The 16,436-nt window shown below is 74.9% G+C and carries 13 protein-coding genes; 7 read left to right on the plus strand and 6 right to left on the minus strand.

The window, feature by feature from the left end; all coding sequences use genetic code 11:
- Positions 1-67: 67 nt before the first annotated feature.
- Positions 68-1,069, plus strand: coding sequence for a non-homologous end-joining DNA ligase (ligD, locus tag OO57_RS12930; protein WP_199811249.1), 1,002 nt, complete (start codon positions 68-70; stop codon positions 1,067-1,069).
- Between the two features lie 176 nt (positions 1,070-1,245).
- Positions 1,246-2,724 carry a serine hydrolase domain-containing protein gene (locus tag OO57_RS12935; RefSeq protein ID WP_199811250.1) on the plus strand — a complete coding sequence of 493 codons (1,479 nt, stop codon included), beginning with the start codon at positions 1,246-1,248 and terminating at the stop codon, positions 2,722-2,724.
- 781 nt (positions 2,725-3,505) lie between these two features.
- On the opposite strand, the gene OO57_RS12945 is transcribed toward OO57_RS12935, so the two are convergent.
- Positions 3,506-4,939, minus strand: a complete 1,434-nt coding sequence (locus OO57_RS12945) for an MFS transporter (RefSeq protein WP_033252558.1) — start codon at positions 4,937-4,939, stop codon at positions 3,506-3,508.
- 119 nt (positions 4,940-5,058) lie between these two features.
- On the opposite strand from OO57_RS12945, the gene OO57_RS12950 reads away from it, so the two are divergent.
- A complete protein-coding gene (locus OO57_RS12950; RefSeq protein ID WP_033252559.1) occupies positions 5,059-6,057 on the plus strand; it encodes an Lrp/AsnC family transcriptional regulator in 999 nt (332 codons plus the stop codon).
- A 7-nt stretch (positions 6,058-6,064) separates the two neighbouring features.
- Here OO57_RS12950 and OO57_RS12955 read toward each other — a convergent pair whose 3' ends face one another.
- Positions 6,065-6,412, minus strand: coding sequence for a MerR family transcriptional regulator (locus OO57_RS12955; protein WP_081973647.1), 348 nt, complete (start codon positions 6,410-6,412; stop codon positions 6,065-6,067).
- A 64-nt stretch (positions 6,413-6,476) separates the two neighbouring features.
- Here OO57_RS12955 and OO57_RS12960 point away from each other — a divergent pair, with 64 nt between their 5' ends.
- Positions 6,477-6,836 (plus strand): putative quinol monooxygenase, encoded by a 360-nt coding sequence (locus OO57_RS12960; protein ID WP_051777444.1) that lies wholly within the window; start codon positions 6,477-6,479, stop codon positions 6,834-6,836.
- Here the strand turns inward: OO57_RS12960 and OO57_RS12965 are convergent.
- Genes OO57_RS12965 through OO57_RS12975 form a run of 3 tightly spaced genes read right to left on the minus strand, consistent with a single transcriptional unit; the run spans position 6,811 to position 10,258 of the window.
- A complete protein-coding gene (locus OO57_RS12965) occupies positions 6,811-7,539 on the minus strand; it encodes a succinate dehydrogenase/fumarate reductase iron-sulfur subunit (protein ID WP_033252560.1) in 729 nt (242 codons plus the stop codon). The genes OO57_RS12960 and OO57_RS12965 overlap by 26 nt on opposite strands.
- The gene (locus OO57_RS12970) at positions 7,536-9,479 is read right to left on the minus strand and encodes a fumarate reductase/succinate dehydrogenase flavoprotein subunit (RefSeq protein WP_033252561.1); all 1,944 of its coding nucleotides are present in this window, start codon (positions 9,477-9,479) and stop codon (positions 7,536-7,538) included. The genes OO57_RS12965 and OO57_RS12970 overlap by 4 nt, the downstream gene beginning before the upstream one ends.
- Positions 9,480-9,508: 29 nt before the next feature.
- Complete coding sequence (locus OO57_RS12975; RefSeq protein WP_199811251.1) at positions 9,509-10,258, minus strand: succinate dehydrogenase cytochrome b subunit; 750 nt, start codon at positions 10,256-10,258, stop codon at positions 9,509-9,511.
- A gap of 84 nt (positions 10,259-10,342) precedes the next feature.
- Here OO57_RS12975 and OO57_RS12980 point away from each other — a divergent pair, with 84 nt between their 5' ends.
- The 3 genes from OO57_RS12980 (at position 10,343) to OO57_RS12990 (ending at position 13,545) form a co-directional block, all read left to right on the plus strand.
- Entirely contained in the window at positions 10,343-11,266 is a 924-nt protein-coding gene (locus tag OO57_RS12980; RefSeq protein WP_033252562.1) for a LysR family transcriptional regulator, read from the plus strand.
- A 74-nt stretch (positions 11,267-11,340) separates the two neighbouring features.
- Positions 11,341-11,871: an MOSC domain-containing protein gene (locus OO57_RS12985; protein WP_033252642.1), complete on the plus strand. Its 531-nt coding sequence runs from the start codon at positions 11,341-11,343 to the stop codon at positions 11,869-11,871.
- Positions 11,872-11,952: 81 nt separating this feature from the next.
- Positions 11,953-13,545, plus strand: a complete 1,593-nt coding sequence (locus tag OO57_RS12990; protein ID WP_033252563.1) for a right-handed parallel beta-helix repeat-containing protein — start codon at positions 11,953-11,955, stop codon at positions 13,543-13,545.
- Positions 13,546-13,595: 50 nt separating this feature from the next.
- Here OO57_RS12990 and OO57_RS12995 read toward each other — a convergent pair whose 3' ends face one another.
- Positions 13,596-16,361, minus strand: coding sequence for an ATP-binding protein (locus OO57_RS12995; RefSeq protein WP_033252564.1), 2,766 nt, complete (start codon positions 16,359-16,361; stop codon positions 13,596-13,598).
- Between the last annotated feature and the right edge of the window lie 75 nt (positions 16,362-16,436).

Consider the following 16,436-nt stretch of genomic DNA (forward strand, 5'->3'; position numbering starts at 1 on the left):
GCGCGGGCGGGGCGGGGCGGTGTGTCGCGGGGCGCGGGCGGGGCGGGGCGGTGCCTAGCGTGGGGGCATGGCTGGAGCAGCGGTGGAACTGGAGGTCGGCGGCCGGACGGTGCGGCTGTCGAACCCGGACAAGATCTACTACCCGGAGCCCGGGTACACGAAGCGGGACGTCGCCGAGTACTACCTGGCGGTCGCGCCGGGGGTCCTGCGCGGGCTGCGCGGGCGGCCGACCACGCTGCAGCGCTTCCCGGACGGCGTGGACGGCGAGTCGTTCTACCAGAAGCGGGCGCCGAAGAACGTCCCGGAGTGGCTGCCGACCGCGCGGATCGCCTTCCCGTCCGGGCGCACCGCGGACGAGGTCTGCCCGACCGAGGAGGCGGCCGTGCTGTGGGCGGCGAACCTCGGCTGCCTGACCTTCCACCCCTGGCCGGTGCGCCGCACGGACACCGAGCACCCGGACGAACTGCGCATCGACCTCGACCCGCAGCCCGGCACCGACTTCTCCGACGCCGTCCGCGCCGCACTCCAACTGCGGCCGCTGCTAGAGGAGTTCGGGCTGACCGGCTGGCCGAAGACCTCCGGCGGCCGCGGCCTGCACGTGTACGTGCCGATCGAGCCGCGCTGGACGTTCACCGAGTGCCGGCACGCCGTGATCGCGCTCGGCCGCGAGCTGGAGCACCGCTCCGGCGGCGAGGTCACCACCGCCTGGTGGAAGGAGGAGCGCGGCGCGCGGATCCTCGTCGACTACAACCAGATGGCCCGCGACCGCACCATCGCCTCCCCCTACTCGCTGCGGGCCCGCCCGCGGGCCACCGCCTCCGCCCCGCTGCGCTGGGAGGAGCTGGAGCGGGTCTCCCCCGCCGACTTCACGCTGCGCACGCTGCCCGGACGGTTCGCCGAACTCGGCGACGTGCACGCCGGGATGGACGAGCAACGGGCCTCGCTGGACGGGGCGTTGGAGCTGTACGCGCACCAGGGCGCGGGCGACCTGCCCTACCCGCCGGACTTCCCGAAGATGCCGGGAGAGCCGTCCCGGGTGCAACCGAGCCGGGCCCGGAAGCGGGGCTGACGGAGCGGGACGGAGCGGGCTGGGCGGAGCGGGCTGGGCGGAGCGGGACGGAGCGGGCTGGGCGGGGCTGAGCTGGGCTGGGCGGAAAAGGCGTGGCCTCCGGCCCGGGCCGTCCGTAGCATGCGCGGGTCGGCCCGCCCCGCGTCCAGGGGCCCGTACCTGTCGGGGAGTTCGGGATGTCTGCTCAGCGCCTCCGGTTGCCGCGTTCGGCGCCGTCCGCCGTCGGGGTGTCGTCCCGGGCGGTGGGCGCGCTGCTGGACCGGCTGGAGGAGCTGCCGGTCGAGTGCCACTCGCTGCTGGTGGTGCGCCGCGGGCAGGTCGTCGCGGAGGGCTGGTGGGCGCCGTACTCGGCCGAACGCCCGCACCTGCTCTACTCGTTGACGAAGTCGTTCACGGCCGTCGCGGTGGGGCTCGCGGTCGCCGACGGGCTGCTGGCCACGGACGACCTGGTGGTCGACCTGCTGCCCGAGCACGTCCCGGCCGACGCCCCGGAGCAGGCCCGCCGGATCACCGTCCACCACCTGCTGACGATGACCGCCGGGCACGCCGGGGACAGCCTGGAGGAGGCCTGGCGGCGGGAGCCCGACGACCTGGTGCGGGGTTTCCTCGGCCTGCCGTTCGACGCGCCCGAGGGGACGCGGCACGTCTACGACAACTCGACCACCTTCCTGCTGGCCCGGATCGTGGAGCGGGTCACCGGCCGGGGCCTGCCGGAGTTCCTCGACGAGCGCCTGTTCGCCCCGATGGGCATCGACCACGCCGAGTGGGACCGGGTCCGCGGCGGCGCCGCGTTCGGCTTCCACGGGCTGCACCTGACCACCGAGGCGCTGGCCGCGTTCGGCGAGCTGCTGCGGCGCGGCGGCCGCTGGGGCGACCGGCAGCTCGTGCCGCGCGCGTGGGTCGAGCTCGCGACGCGCCGCCACGTCGCCTCCGAGTCGTTCATCTCGGGGGCGACGGACCCGGACTTCTCCTGCGGCTACGGCTACCAGTTCTGGCGCTCCCGGCACGGCTACCACGCGAACGGCGCCTACGGGCAGCAGCTCGTGGTGGTGCCCGCGCACGAGCTCGTGGTCGCGGTGACCGCCGAGGGCGCGTCCCAGGCCGTGTTCGACGCCCTGTGGGAGTGCCTGCTGCCCGGCCTCGACCCGGTCGGCGGTTCGGACGGCGGCTCGGACGGCGGCTCGGACGGCCCTGAGGAGGACGCGGCCCTCGCCGAACGGCTGCGACGGCTGTCGCTGCCGCCGGTGCCGGGCCCGGCCGAGCCGGGGCGGACGGCCCGCGCGCGGGTGGACGCCACCGCCGAGGGGTCGGCCCTCCCGCACGGGACGGCAGCCGCCGTCGAACCGGCCGACGGCGGCTGGCGGGTCCGGCTCGGGCCGCTCCCGGACACCGGCGCCGTCCTCGACCTGGAGGTCGGCCACGGCAGTTGGCGGGAGAGCGCCCCGCTCGGCCGCCCGGTCGTCGCCGCCGGGGCCTGGCAGGACGGCTGCTTCCTCGCCGACCTGTACGTGATCACCACCCCGCACCGCGTCCGGCTGACCGTCGACCCGGCCACGGGCACGGCGACGGCGCAGTGGAGCACCCCGCCGCTGACCGGCCCCCGGCTGGAGCTGCACCTGCGCTCACCGCTACTGACCCGGCCGGACGTCGCGTAGCGCGGGCGAGCGGGCGGACGGTCGGACGAGCGGACGAGCGGACGAGCGGGGCGACTGCCCGTCGGACCGCCGCGGCGGCCGGGCGGACGGGGGGAACGGCCCGTGAGACGCTACGGACGGACGGGCCACGGCTCCTCCCGGTCGAGCCACCAACGGACCGCGAAGCGGAACGCCACGAGCAGCCGACCCGCACCCCGCCCCGCACCCCGCCCCGCCACGCCGACACGGCAGCCGGGCAGGCGGCGGGGAGAACAGCCCGCAAAGCGCCACGGGCAGACGGGCCACGGCCCCTCCCGCTCAAGCCACCAACGGACCGCGGAGCGGAACGCCACGGACAGCCGACCCGCACCCCGCCCCGCCACGCCGACGCGGCAGCCGGGCAGGCGGCGGCGGTCGCGGTGGCGACGGCCAGTGGGTCGCGGGCGGGGCGGCCGAGGAGGTCGGTGAGGTCGGGGGTGGTGCGGGCGAGGAAGCCGTGGCGGATGCCGGTGGCGATCGAGGCGAGCATCGGGGGCTGGAACGGGAGGAGGCCGGGGGTCTCGTCGAGGAGGCGGCGCCGGTACTCGCCCAGGCCGATGCCGCGGTGCGGGACCCCGAGCCGGTCGGCGACCCGGGCGGCCGTGACGGGCGGGCCGACCAGGTCGAGGGTCCGGCCGCGATGCGGGGCCATCGCCGGGGCCAGGGCGGCGTACGACCGGGAGCACCCGGGCCACGACGTCCGCTGACGGGCGGGCGCGGCCCGGGACGGACGGGCGGGCGTGGCCCCGGACGGGCGGGCGGCTCAGGACGGCTGCGGGGAGCGGTCCTCGACGGGTGCGGGTGCGGGTGCGGACGCCGGGGCCGGGGCCGTCGGGCGGCGGACCAGGAGGACGACCAGGGCGGCGGCGAGCAGTCCGGCGGCTCCGGCGGTGAGGTAGACGTGGTCGAGGGCGGTGGCGTAGGCGTGGCGGGGGTCGGCGGGGCCCCGGTCGCGCAGGGTGTTCTGGAAGACGGTGCCGAGGACGGCGATGCCCAGGGCGAAGCCGAGCTGGCGGGCGGTGTTGAAGGCGCCGGAGGCCGTGCCGGCGCGTTCGCGCGGGACGGTGGCGAGGGCGGCGGACATCATCTGCGGGGTGGCCAGGCCGACGCCGGTCCCGGTGACCAGCAGGCCGGGCAGCAGGGCCGTCCAGCCGGAGCCGGGCGAGACCAGGACGAGCAGCAGGGTGCCGGTGCCGATCAGGACCAGGCCGAGTCCGATCGGCAGCCGCGGGGGTGCGCCGCGCAGCAGGCGGGTGCCGATCGGGGCGGTGACGAACGCGGCGGCGGCGAGCGGGCAGACGGCCAGTCCGGCGCTCAGCGGGCCGAGGTGCAGGACCTGTTGGAGCCACAGGCCGGTGTAGGTGAGCTGGGCGAAGGCGGCGGCGGTGAGCAGCAGTCCGGCGGCGGCGAGGCCGGTGAAGGCCGGGTTGCGCAGCAGGCGCAGGTCCAGCAGGGGGTGGGCGGTGCGGAGTTCGACGGCGGTGAAGGCGGCGAGGGCGAGGGCGGCCCCGGCGAGGGTGCCGAGCACCAGGGGGTCGCTCCAGCCGCGTTCGCCGCTCTCGATCAGGCCGTAGGTGAGGGCGGCGGCGAACAGGGTGAACGCGGTGGCGCCGGGCAGGTCGAAGCGTCCCGCGGCGGGGGCGGTGCGGTCGGGGGCGAGGCGGCGGGCGGTGAGCCAGCCGGCCAGGGCGGCGATCGGCAGGTTGACCAGGAAGACCGAGCGCCAGCCGAACTGCTGGGTGAGCAGCCCGCCGAGCACCGGTCCGGCGGCGGCCGCGGCGCCGTTGACGGCGCCCCAGACGCCGAACGCGGTGCCCCGGTCGCGGCCCTGGTAGGCGGCGTTCAGCAGCGCGGTGGTGGAGGTCATCATGGCGGCGGCGCCGATGCCCTGGACGGCGCGGGCGGCGATCAGGGTGCCGGCGCCGGGGGCGAGCGTGCAGGCCAGCGAGGCGAGGCCGAAGACGGCGAGGCCGGCCAGGTAGAGGCGGCGGTGGCCGAGGCGGTCGCCGAGCGAGCCGAAGGCCATCAGCAGGGCGGCGAGGGTGAGGGCGTACACGTCGACCACCCACTGCAGGGCGGTGAAGGTGGAGTGCAGGTCCTCGGACATCTCGGGCAGCGCGGTGTTCACGATGCTGGTGTCGACCAGCAGCATGAACGCGCCGACGCAGATCGCCGTCAGGGGTGTCCACTTGCGCACGGGCGGGGCGTCCTTCCGGAGCGGGCTTCGCTTACCGCCGTACTCTGGCCCGTTGCCGCCGCTTTCCCCTAGCCGGTGCGGCGTTCCCGGTGGTTCTCGACACGGTCTAGGCTGGGGCGGTGGGATCCGACACGTACGATGCCGTCGACCGGCAGGTGGTGCACGCGTTGCAGTTGGCGCCGCGGGCCGCGTTCAGCAGGCTGGCGGCGGTGCTGGGGGTGTCCGACCAGACGGTGGCGCGCCGGTACGGGCGGCTGCGCGGGGCGGGGCTGATCCGGGTGCTGGGGCTGTCGGACCCGGAGCGGCTGGGCGAGGTGCGCTGGCAGTTGCGGGTGCGCTGTTCGCCGGACGCGGCGGGGGCGGTGGCGGCGGCGCTGGCCCGGCGGGAGGACACCGTGTGGGTGTCGCTGAACTCGGGCGGCACCGAGATCGCCTGCTCGACCCGGACGCCGCCGGACCGCGCGGACCACTCGCTGCTGCTCCAGCACCTGCCGCGCACCCCGAACGTGCTGGGGATGACGGCGCACTGCGTGCTGCACACCTTCTTCGGCGGGGCGCAGAGCCTGGCGGTCAAGTCGGGTGCGCTGAGCGCCGAGCAGGTCGCGGCGCTCACCGCGGCCGGCCCGCAGGTCGCCGAACCCGGCGCTCCCGTACCGGAGTTGGACGTGGCGGACCGTCGGCTGCTGGCGGTGCTGGCGGTGGACGGGCGGGCCCCGCTGGCCGAACTGGCCGCCGCCTGCGGGAAGTCGGAGAGCACGGTGCGGCGGCGCCTGGAGGAGCTGTCGGCCTCGGGGGTGCTGTACTTCGACCTGGACGTGGACTGGCGGATCTTCGGCCTGCGCACCCACACCTGGCTGTGGCTGAACGTGGTCCCGTCCGAACTCGCGTCCGCGGGTGCGGCGTTGGCCGACCACCCGGAGGTGGCGTACGCCTGCGCGACGACCGGTCCGAGCAACCTGCACGCGGTGGTGATCACCCGGACCGCCCGGGAGCTGTACGGCTACCTGACCACCCGGGTGGCGGCGCTGCGCGGGGTGCAGCACCTGGAGACGGCGCCGACCATCCGGATCGTCAAGGGCCCCGGCCCGCTGCCGCTGGCCGCCCCGCGGGACATCTGACGTTCCGTCAGGCGGATTGCGGGATGCGGGCGGTGAGGTCGGCGAGGGCGTCGCGGGCGGTGGCGAGTTCGCCGATCCGGGCGTTCAGGTCGGCGAGTTGAGCGGTGAGCCGGTCACGGACGCAGGGGTGCAGTTCGCCGTCCTCGTAGCAGGGCATCAGTTCGCGGATGGTGCGGCTGGTGAGCCCGGCGGCGAGCAGCGCGCGGATCCGGCCGACCTCGACGGGCGCGTCGGCGCCGTACTCGCGGTGGCCGCCGGGAGTGCGGTGCGCGGTGAGCAGTTCCTGCTGCTCGTAGTAGCGCAGCAGCCGCACCGGGACGCCGGTGGCCCGGGACAGCTCGCCGATCCGCATCATGTGACCCACCCCACACCGCTCTGGCTTGAACCTCACACCGGTGTCACATCCTACGGTTGCCGACATGACGACGAACCAGAACACGGACGGTACGGACCGGAACGAGCCGGTGGCGCTCTACGGCTTCCTCACCCCGAAGGACGGACACCGGGAGCAACTGCGCGCACTGCTGGCCGAGTTGGTGGAGCCCTCGCGCGAGCACCCGGGCAGCCTGGTGTACCGGCTGCACGAGCAGGAGGACGGCCGGTTCTTCCTGTACGAGCTGTGGGCGAGCCGGGCGGAGCTGGCGGCGCACCACGGGACGGCCGTGCTGCAGGACGTGCTGGCGCGGCTCCCGGAGCACCTGGCGGGCGCCCCGGAAGCCTACGAGGGGTGGTTGGTGGGCGAGTCCGGGCCGGTCAGCTCCGCAGGAACTCGCGGTTGAGGCGGGCGATGCCGCTGAGCGGGATGCCCTTGGGGCAGGCGGTGGCGCACTCGCCGGTGTTGGTGCAGCCGCCGAAGCCCTCCGCGTCCATGGTCTCCACCATGTTCCGCACCCGGGAGGCGCGTTCGGGGGCGCCCTGCGGGAGGACGTTGAGGTGGACGACCTTGGCGGCGGTGAAGAGCATCGCGGAGCCGTTGGGGCAGGCGGCGACGCAGGCCCCGCAGCCGATGCACTCGGCGTGCTCGAAGGCGAGGTCGGCGGCCTCCTTGGGGACGGGGGTGGCGTGCGCCTCGGGGGCGGAGCCGGTGGGGGCGGTGACGTAGCCGCCGGAGCCGATGATCCGGTCGAGGGCGGAGCGGTCGACCACCAGGTCGCGGACGACGGGGAAGGCGCCGGCCCGCCAGGGTTCGACGTCGACGGTGTCGCCGTCGGTGAAGTGCCGCATGTGGAGCTGGCAGGTGGTGGTGCGTTCGGGGCCGTGGGCCTGGCCGTTGATGACCATGCCGCAGGCGCCGCAGATGCCTTCTCGGCAGTCGTGGTCGAAGGCGACGGGCCGCTCGCCGCGCAGGATGAGTTCCTCGTTGAGGGTGTCGAGCATCTCCAGGAAGGACATGTCCTCGCTGATCCCGGAGACCCGGTACTCGGTCATCTCGCCCGGGGTGTCCGGGCCTTGCTGGCGCCAGATGCGCAGGGTGAGGTTCACGCGTAGCTCCGCTGGGTGGGGTGGACGTGCTCGAAGACGAGCTGTTCCTGGTGCAGGACGGGGGCCTCGCCGGTGCCGGTGAACTCCCAGGCCGCGGCGTAGCCGAACTCCTCGTCGCGGCGGGCGGCTTCGCCGTCGGGGGTGGCGGACTCGGTGCGGAAGTGGCCGCCGCAGGACTCGGCGCGGTGCAGGGCGTCCAGGCACATGAGTTCGGCGAGTTCGAAGTAGTCGACGAGCCGGTTGGCCTTCTCCAGTGCCTGGTTGAGCTCCTCGCCGGTGCCGGGCACCTTGATCCGGCGCCAGAACTCCTCGCGGATCTGCGGGATCCGGGCCAGGGCGCGGCGCAGTCCGGCCTCGTCGCGGGCCATTCCGCACTCCTCCCACAAGAGTTCGCCGAGTTCGCGGTGGAAGGAGTCGGGGGTGCGGTCGCCGTCGACGGCCAGGATCAGGTTGAGCCGGTCGGCGGACTCGGCCTCCACGGCGGCGAGTTCGGGGTGGTCGGCGGGGACGGCGGCGAGCTTGGTGCGGCCCAGGTAGTCGTTGAGGGTGGGCGGCAGCACGAAGTAGCCGTCGGCGAGGCCCTGCATCAGGGCGCTGGCGCCGAGCCGGTTGGCGCCGTGGTCGGAGAAGTTGGCCTCGCCGATCGCGAACAGGCCGGGGATCGTGGTCTGCAGGTCGTAGTCGACCCAGAGCCCGCCCATCGTGTAGTGGATCGCCGGGTAGATCCGCATCGGGACGGTGTACGGGTCCTCGGCGGTGATCCGCTCGTACATCTCGAACAGGTTGCCGTACTTGGCCTCGACGGCGTCCCGGCCGAGCCGGGCGATCGCGTCGGCGAAGTCGAGGTAGACGCCCTGCCCGCCGGGGCCGACGCCGCGGCCCTCGTCGCAGACCACCTTGGCGGCCCGGGAGGCGATGTCTCGGGGCACCAGGTTGCCGAACGCCGGGTAGATCCGCTCCAGGTAGTAGTCGCGCTCGTCCTCGGGGATCTGCGCGGCGGGGCGGGTGTCGCCCTTCGCCTTCGGGACCCAGATCCGGCCGTCGTTGCGCAGCGACTCGCTCATCAGGGTCAGCTTGGACTGGTGGTCGCCGGAGCGCGGGATGCAGGTCGGGTGGATCTGGGTGAAGCACGGGTTGGCGAACAGGGCGCCGCGCCGGTGGGCCCGCCAGATCGCGGTGGCGTTGGAGTTCTTGGCGTTGGTGGAGAGGTAGAAGACGTTGCCGTAGCCGCCGGTGGCGAGCACCACGGCGTCCGCGGTGTAGGAGCGGATCTCGCCGGTGACCAGGTCGCGGGCGACGATGCCGCGGGCCCGGCCGTCGACGACCAGCAGGTCGAGCATCTCGGTGCGCGGGTGCATCTCGACGTTCCCGGCGGCGATCTGCCGGGACAGCGCCTGGTAGGCGCCGAGCAGCAGTTGCTGGCCGGTCTGGCCGCGGGCGTAGAAGGTGCGGGAGACCTGGACGCCGCCGAAGGAGCGGGTGTCGAGCAGGCCGCCGTACTCACGGGCGAACGGGACGCCCTGGGCCACGCACTGGTCGATGATCTCCACCGAGACCTCGGCCAGGCGGTGCACGTTGGACTCGCGGGCCCGGAAGTCGCCGCCCTTGACGGTGTCGTAGAACAGCCGGCGCACCGAGTCGCCGTCGTTGCGGTAGTTCTTGGCGGCATTGATGCCGCCCTGCGCGGCGATCGAGTGGGCCCGCCGCGGGGAGTCCTGAAAGCAGAACTGGACGACGTGGTAGCCCTGTTCGGCCAGCGTCGCGCCCGCCGCGCCGCCGGCCAGGCCGGTGCCGACCACGATCACGGTGTGCTTGCGGCGGTTGGCGGGGTTGACCAGCTTGGCCTCGAACCGCCGCTGCTCCCACCGCTGTTCGATCGGCCCGGCCGGGGCGGCGGTGTCGGCGACGGGCGCGCCGAGGGTGTAGTCGGAGTAGCTCATTCCCGGGCTCCCGGTGGGGTGTTGGGGGTTCATCGGACCAGTCCGGCCATCACGGCCACCGGCACCGACAGGAACCCGGCGGTCAGCAGCAGCGCCAGCGCGTTCGCGCCGAGCTTCAACGCCCGGTCGCGGCGCGGGTTGTTGACGCCCAGGGTCTGCGCGGCGCTCCAGAAGCCGTGCCGCACGTGCAGGCCGAGCGCCAGCATCGCCAGGCAGTAGACCGCGCCCGAGTACCAGGTGGAGAACGAGGCCACGATGTTCTGGTACGGGTGGCCCTCCTCGGCGGCCGGGTTCACCGTGAGGGTGGTCAGGTCGAGGATGTGCCAGACGACGAACAGCCCGAGGATCACCCCGCCCCAGCGCATCGTCCGGGTCGCGTACGTGGCCCGCTGCCGCCGGTGCGCGTACTTCACCGGGCGGGCCCGCAGGTCGCGGCGGGAGAGCTGGTAGGCGGCGGTGCCGTGGGCGAGCACGGCCGCGAGCAGGACCAGCCGGGCCAGCCAGAGGAACCAGCCGTGGTGCAGGAAGGGCTCGCCGATGGTGCGCAGCCAGTGCGCGTAGCCGTTGATGTCGTCCGGGCCGAAGAACACCTTGAGGTTGCCCAGCATGTGGGCGACCAGGTAGGCCAGCATCACCAGGCCGCTGACCGCCATCACGGCCTTCTTGCCGACGGAGCTGCGCCACAGCGACGCCGCGGAGGACGGGCGCCGGCCGGGGGCGGGGGTCCGGGGCGTCCGGGTCGCCTGGTTGGTCCGGTTGGTCCGGGTAGCAGAAGCCATGACCATGACCGTAGGCCGGGCGTGTCGCGGGTGTCCAAGACATGGAAGTGCCGCTCACGATAGGCGCTGCCTATGATGGCTGGTGTGCAGTTGCAGCAGCTCGCCTACTTCGTCGCGGTCGCCGACGCCCGGCACTTCACCCGGGCCGCCGAGCTGAGCCACGTCTCGCAGCCCTCGCTGTCCCAGCAGATCCGCTCCCTGGAGCGGGAGTTGGGTGCCGAACTGTTCCACCGCTCGCGCTCCGGGACGACCCTGACCGACGCCGGCCAGGCCCTGCTGCCGCTGGCCCGCCGGATCCTCGCCGACGCGGACAGCGCCCGGCGGGCCGTCGCCGAGACGGTGCAGCTGCGCCGCGGCCGGGTCCGCTTCGGGGCGCCGCCCTCGCTGTGCGCCAGCCTCGTCCCGCAGGTGCTGCGCGCGTACCGGGCCCGGCACCCCGGCGTCGACCTGCAGCTGACCGAGGGCGGCTCGCGCGACCTCGTCCGCGACCTGGAGGCCGGACAGCTGGACCTCGCCCTGGTGATCACCCCCGGCTCCGCCGCGCCCGCCCCGCTGGCCGTCACCCCGCTGCTGCACGAGGACCTGGTGCTGGTCTCCGCCGAACCGCTCCCCCGCCGCCGGCCCCGGATCGCCGAGCTGCGCGGCCGCGACCTGGTGATGTTCCGCGAGGGCTACGACGTCCGCGAGACCACCCTGGCGGCCTGCCGGGCGGCCGGGTTCGAGCCCTCGTACGCCGTCGAGGGCGGCGAGATGGACGCCGTGCTGGCCGCCGTCCGGGCCGGGCTGGGCCCCGCGGTCGTCCCCGGCATGGTCGCCGCCAGCGCCGCCCTGCCCAGCACCCCCTTCGCACCCCCCGGCCTCGGCCGCACCATCGCCCTCGCCCACGGCCGCGACCTGCCGCTCACCCGCGCCGCGGACGCCTTCCGCGGCACCCTCCTCGCCTACCTGCGCGAAGCCGAGCGCACCGACACGCTCCCCCCGGGCACCCGGCTGCTCCCCTCCCCCTGAAGCCCGGCGGGCCGGGCGTAAGGTGGGTGCACGGAACATCGGTACGACGAGAGGTGGTCCGGGTGACCGGGAGCGTGGTGGCGGTCAGCAGCAACGGGGCGTACTCCTTCACGAAGCCGAACCGGCCGGGGATCCGGCTGCTGGCGGGCCTCGGGGTCGAGGGCGACGTGCACGCCGGGGTGACGGTCAAGCACCGCTCCCGCGTCCGGCAGGACCCCGCGCAACCGAACCTGCGGCAGGTGCACCTGATGCACGCCGAGCTGTTCGACGAGCTCGCCGCGGCCGGGTTCGCGGTGGAGCCCGGGCAGTTGGGCGAGAACGTCACCACCCGGGGCGTGGACCTGCTCGCCCTGCCGGTCGGGACGCTGCTGCACCTCGGGGCGGAGGCCGTGGTCGAGGTGACCGGGCTGCGCAACCCGTGCGCGCAGATCGACGCCTTCCAGCCCGGGCTGCTCAAGCAGGTGGTGGGACGGGACGAGGCCGGGGCGGTGGTCCGCAAGGCCGGGATCATGGGCGTGGTCCGCTCCGGCGGCGGGATCCGCCCCGGGGACGCCGTCACCGTCACCCTGCCGCCCGAGCCGCACCGCCCGCTCGAACGGGTCTGAGCCCCCCCCGGGGCGCGGTCCGCCTACGGAGTTTCACTATGCTCCGGGTTCCACTCATCCGATCTTCACAGGGGGAACCCCATGGACCGACGCGGCCTGCTCAAGGCGAGCGGCACCGCTCTCGGCGTGTTCGGCGGCGCCCAACTCGTCGGGGCCCAGTCCGCGCAGGCGGTGACGGGCGGCGGACCGGTGGTGAACGTGCTGGACTACAAGCCGGCCGGCACCGACGACACCACCGCGTTCCACGACGCCTTCGACGGCAACCCGGGCGCCACCGTGCTGATCCCGCCGGGCACGTACACCCTGACCATGGGGGTGCGGCTGACCGCGGGCACCACGGTGATCGCGTACGGGGCCCGGATCGTCCGGGGCACCGACGCTTGCTCGGCGCTGCTGCACAACGTCAACGGGGGCGTCGAGGCGCCGGGGTACACCGGGCCGGGCCGGATCAGCGTCCTGGGCGGGACGTGGGACATGGCGGGGGCGACGCTGACCCGGCAGACCGACGCGTTCGCCTTCGCGCACGCCGCGGACCTGCTGTTCCGGGACTGCGTGATCGTCAACGTGCCCTCGGCACACGCGATCGAGCTGAACGCGGTGCGCGGGGTGCGGGTGCTGGACTGCGTCTTCGAGGGGACGAACAGCGCCTTCGGCGCGGACAAGGAGGCCGTGCAGATCACCGGCGCGACCTCGTCCGCGAACCTGCCCGCGCCCCCGTACGACCTGACCCCGTGCGTGGACGTACTCGTCTCCGGCTGCACGCTGCGGCCCCCGACGGCCGCGGGCTACGTAAACTTCGGTGCGCTGTGCGGGGACCACGGCGGCGCGGCGGGCATGGTGCACAGCAACGTCCGGGTGGTCGGCAACCGGATCGAGGGCGCCACCCTGGCGGCCGTCCGGGTCGTGGACTGGCAGCACTCGGTGGTCAGCGGGAACACCATCGAGTCGGCGTCCAACGCGGGCATCGACGTCCGCTCGCTGGCGTCGAACCCGCTGACGGGCCTGCTGATCCAGGGCAACACCGTCACCGGTACCGGCAACGGCGGCTCCCTCAGCGGCGGCATCACCGTGTCCGGCAAGGCCGAGGCGCCGATCACCGGCCTGGTGGTCAGCGGCAACGCGGTCGCGAACACCCAGGGCGAGCACGGCGTGTACGTCGGCTACGCGCCGCAGGCCGTGGTGACCGGCAACACGGTCGTCCGCACCCTCCGCAACGACAAGGCCAGCAACTGCCAGGCCGTCCAACTGGACTACTCGCCGGGCAGCGTGCTGACCGACAACACCGCCACCGACATCGCCGGCGACGGCCTGTTCGTGAACGCCAGCACCGGCAGCCTGGTCAGCGGGAACCGGGTCACCAACTGCGCGACGCACGGGCTTGCCGCCAGTTCGGACGACCTGGCCGTCCGGAACAACGTGTTCTCCGGGCTGAACACGGACGGCGCGGCGGACAAGTACGGCATCCGGGTCGGCGCCAACGCGAAGAACGCCTCGGTGCAGGGCAACGTGGTGCGCAGGAGCGGCGCCGCCCAGGACGCCACCGCGGCCGTCGCGGTGATGGCCGGCAGCAACGGCACCTGGGTCACCGGCAACGACCTGCGCGGCTGGGGCGCGGCGGCGCTGCTGGACCAGGGCACGGGCACCCTGACGACCAGCGGCGGCAACCTGTCGTAGCGCGCCGGTCGGTCCTGGTGGCGGGCCGGTCAGTCCCGGTGGCGGGCCGGTCAGTCCCGGTGGCGGGCGAGTTCGGCCCGGCCGCGGACGCCGTACTGGCGGTAGAGGCGGGTGAGGTTGGCTTCGACGGCCTTGACCGAGAGGTGGAGGCGGGCGGCGATCTCGCGGTTGGTGGCGCCGGAGCGGATCAGGGTGAGGATCTGCTGCTGCATGGGGGTGGGGTCGGCCTCCAGCGCGTCGAGGGCGGCGAGGGCCGCGGCGGCGTGCTGCTGCCAGGGTAGGCAGCCCGCGGCGGCGTAGCGGGTGTGGGCCTCCTGGAGAGCGGTGCGGGCGGCGGCGCGGCGGCGGGCGCGGCGTTCGAGGGTGCCGAGGGCGAGGTGGGCGCGGGCGAGTTCGAGGGGGTAGGGGTGGGTGTCGGGGATCAGCGCGCGCAGGGTGTCGGCGGCCCGGCGGGGGTCGGTGGCGGCGGTGAGGTGGGCTTCGGCGCGGTGCAGGCCGAGGGTGAGGACGTCGCGGCCCAGGCGGGTTGCGCGCTCGCGGGCGTCGGCGAGGGTGGCGGCGGCTTCGTCGGAGCTGCCGGAGAGGGCGAGTGCCTCGGCCAGGTCGGCGTCCACCAGGAAGAGTGAGGGGTCGGTGAACTCCATGCGGCGGAGCAGGAGTTGGCAGCGGCCGAGGTGTTCGGCGGCGGCTAGGTGGTTGCCGCGCAGGAGTTCGGCGCGGCCGCGCAGGCCGTGGGCGTAGGCGAGCCATTCGCGGTCGTGGTCGTCCTCGGCGGCGCGGATCGCGGAGTCGAGGAGCTGGGCGGCGCGGTCGGCGGTGCCGCCGTTGAGTTCGGCGGCGCCGCCGAGGACGCGGGCCGGCCCTGGGTTGGGTTCGATGCGTTCGCGCAGTTCGTGGGCGGCGCGTCCGGCGGCGTACGCCTCGGTGCAGCGTCCGGCGCGTTCGTAGACGGAGGCGGAGATGTAGAGGACGTTGGCGAGGTCCTCGGTGCGGCCGGAGGCTTCGACCTCGGCGCGCAGGGTTTCGACCTCGGCGATCGCGCGGGGCAGGTCGCCGCTGCGCAGGGCGGCGACGGCGAGCCCTTCGCGGCAGAACACCGCGGCGGCGGTGGGGGGCCGCCCGGCGGCGAGGCGGCAGCCGCGTTCGAGTTGGGCGAGGCCGCGGGCGGGGTCGGTGAGCAGGGTCAACGGGGCGCGCTGGGCGAGGAGTTCGACGAGCAGGTCGGGGTCATCGGCGTGGTCGGCGTGCTTCTCGGCGATGGCGAGTTCGGCGAGCCCTTCGGCCCGGTCGCCGCGGTGCAGGGCGCGGACGGCGCGTTCCTGGTGGACGGCGGCGGTGAGGCCGGGGTGGCCGCCGGTGTCCTCGGCGGCGGCGGTGAGCAGGGGTTCGGCGCCGGGGTGGTCGGGGCCGAGCAGGCGGGCGAGCAGCAGGCGGGCGTGGACCCGGACGTCGGCGGTGGGGGCGGCGGCGAGGCGTTCGCCGCAGGCGCGGGCGAGGTCGGGCAGGCCGGCGGCGGCGGCGTTGCGGGCGGCGGCGAGCAGGCGGCGTCCGGCGGTGTCGGGGTCGGGGGTGTGGTCGGCGGCGAGGCGGAGCAGTTCGGCGGCGGTGCCGGGGGCGCCGCGGGTGAGTGCGGTGTCGGCGGCGCGGCCGAGCCGGGAGGCGAGGTGGGGGTCGGGGGCGTCGGTGGCGAGGGCCTGGTGGCGGGCCTGTTCGACGGGGTCGGCGGCGAGTTCGGCGAGCAGCCGGTGGGCGGCGCGCAGGGCGGCGGGGGCGGCGTCGGCGAGGACGACTTCGGCGACCAGGGGGTGGCTGAACTGCGGCGCGCCGGTGGGGGTCTGCTGGAGGATGCCGTGGCGGCGGGCGGCGGCGAGGGGTTCGGTGACGGTGGCGGGCAGCGCGGTGCCGGGCCGGGCGGCGGCCAGGACGGTGAGCGACTGCCGTGCGGCGTCGGGGAGTTCGCCGAGCCGGGCGGAGACCAGGGCGCGCAGCCGGTGCGGGACGTCGAGCGGGCGGTCGGGGTCGGCGGCGAGTGCGCTCTCACTGTTCCCGGCGGCCAGTGAGCGGCCCAACTCCATTACGTAGTACGGGTTTCCTCCGCTGACGGTGTGCACGCGGGTGAGGGTGAGTCCGCTCAGGCGCAGGTCGAGCCGTTCGCGCAGCAGGGCGCCGGTGCCGCGTTCGCTGAGCGGGCCGACCGGGATCTCGCGGGCGGCGGGCGGGCAGAGTGCGCCCATCTCGGGTGCGGCGTCGGCGTGTTCGGTGCGTTCGGTGACGGCGAAGCGGACGTGGCGGTCGGTCAGGCGGCGGGCGGCGAAGGCGATGACCTGGCGGCTGGCCTCGTCGAGCCACTGGGTGTCGTCGAGCAGGACGAGCACGGGGCCGCGCTGGGCGAGTCGGCGCAGTGCTTCGAGGACGGCGACCCGGACGGCCAACGGGTCGGTGGGGGCGCCGGGTTGGGGTGCGCGGTGGAGCAGGGCGCACTCCAGGGCCTGGCGCAGGTGGTCGGGCAGGTCCTCGGCGAGGCCGGGGAGGGCCTCGCCGAGGAGGTCGATCAGGGCGAGGTGCGGCAGGTCCGCCTCGGCGGCGGTGGGGCTGCTGCGCAGGACGGCCCAGCCTGCCGGTCCGGCGTCCCGGGCGAGTGCGTCGAGCAGCGCGGTCTTGCCTATGCCGGCCGGTCCGTGCAGCAGGACGCCGCCAGTGGCGGTGAGTGCGGCACGGATCTCGGCGAGCAGGTGGGCGCGGTCGACGAGTGGGGGCTCGGTCGCTTCCGCCGGGGTGGTGGCGGCTGCGGCCGGGCCGGGGAGGATGCCGGTCATGGCGGTCAGTGTGCCGCCTCGGAACCGGCTGCGCGAGGGTGTCGCATGAACACGACACCCTCGCGACCCGCTGTT

The sequence above is a fragment of the Kitasatospora phosalacinea genome (assembly GCF_000717185.1).
Classification (GTDB): Bacteria; Actinomycetota; Actinomycetes; order Streptomycetales; family Streptomycetaceae; genus Kitasatospora; species Kitasatospora phosalacinea_A.

Coding starts and splice junctions, on each gene's coding strand:
- OO57_RS12935 (WP_199811250.1), top strand. CDS start 1,246: ATGTCTGCTCAGCGCCTCCGGTTGCCGCGTTCGGCGCCGTCCGCCGTC.
- OO57_RS12955 (WP_081973647.1), bottom strand. CDS start 6,412: ATGATGCGGATCGGCGAGCTGTCCCGGGCCACCGGCGTCCCGGTGCGG.
- OO57_RS12970 (WP_033252561.1), bottom strand. CDS start 9,479: ATGAGCTACTCCGACTACACCCTCGGCGCGCCCGTCGCCGACACCGCC.
- OO57_RS12995 (WP_033252564.1), bottom strand. CDS start 16,361: ATGACCGGCATCCTCCCCGGCCCGGCCGCAGCCGCCACCACCCCGGCG.
- OO57_RS12960 (WP_051777444.1), top strand. CDS start 6,477: ATGACGACGAACCAGAACACGGACGGTACGGACCGGAACGAGCCGGTG.
- OO57_RS12990 (WP_033252563.1), top strand. CDS start 11,953: ATGGACCGACGCGGCCTGCTCAAGGCGAGCGGCACCGCTCTCGGCGTG.
- OO57_RS12975 (WP_199811251.1), bottom strand. CDS start 10,258: ATGGCTTCTGCTACCCGGACCAACCGGACCAACCAGGCGACCCGGACG.
- ligD (WP_199811249.1), top strand. CDS start 68: ATGGCTGGAGCAGCGGTGGAACTGGAGGTCGGCGGCCGGACGGTGCGG.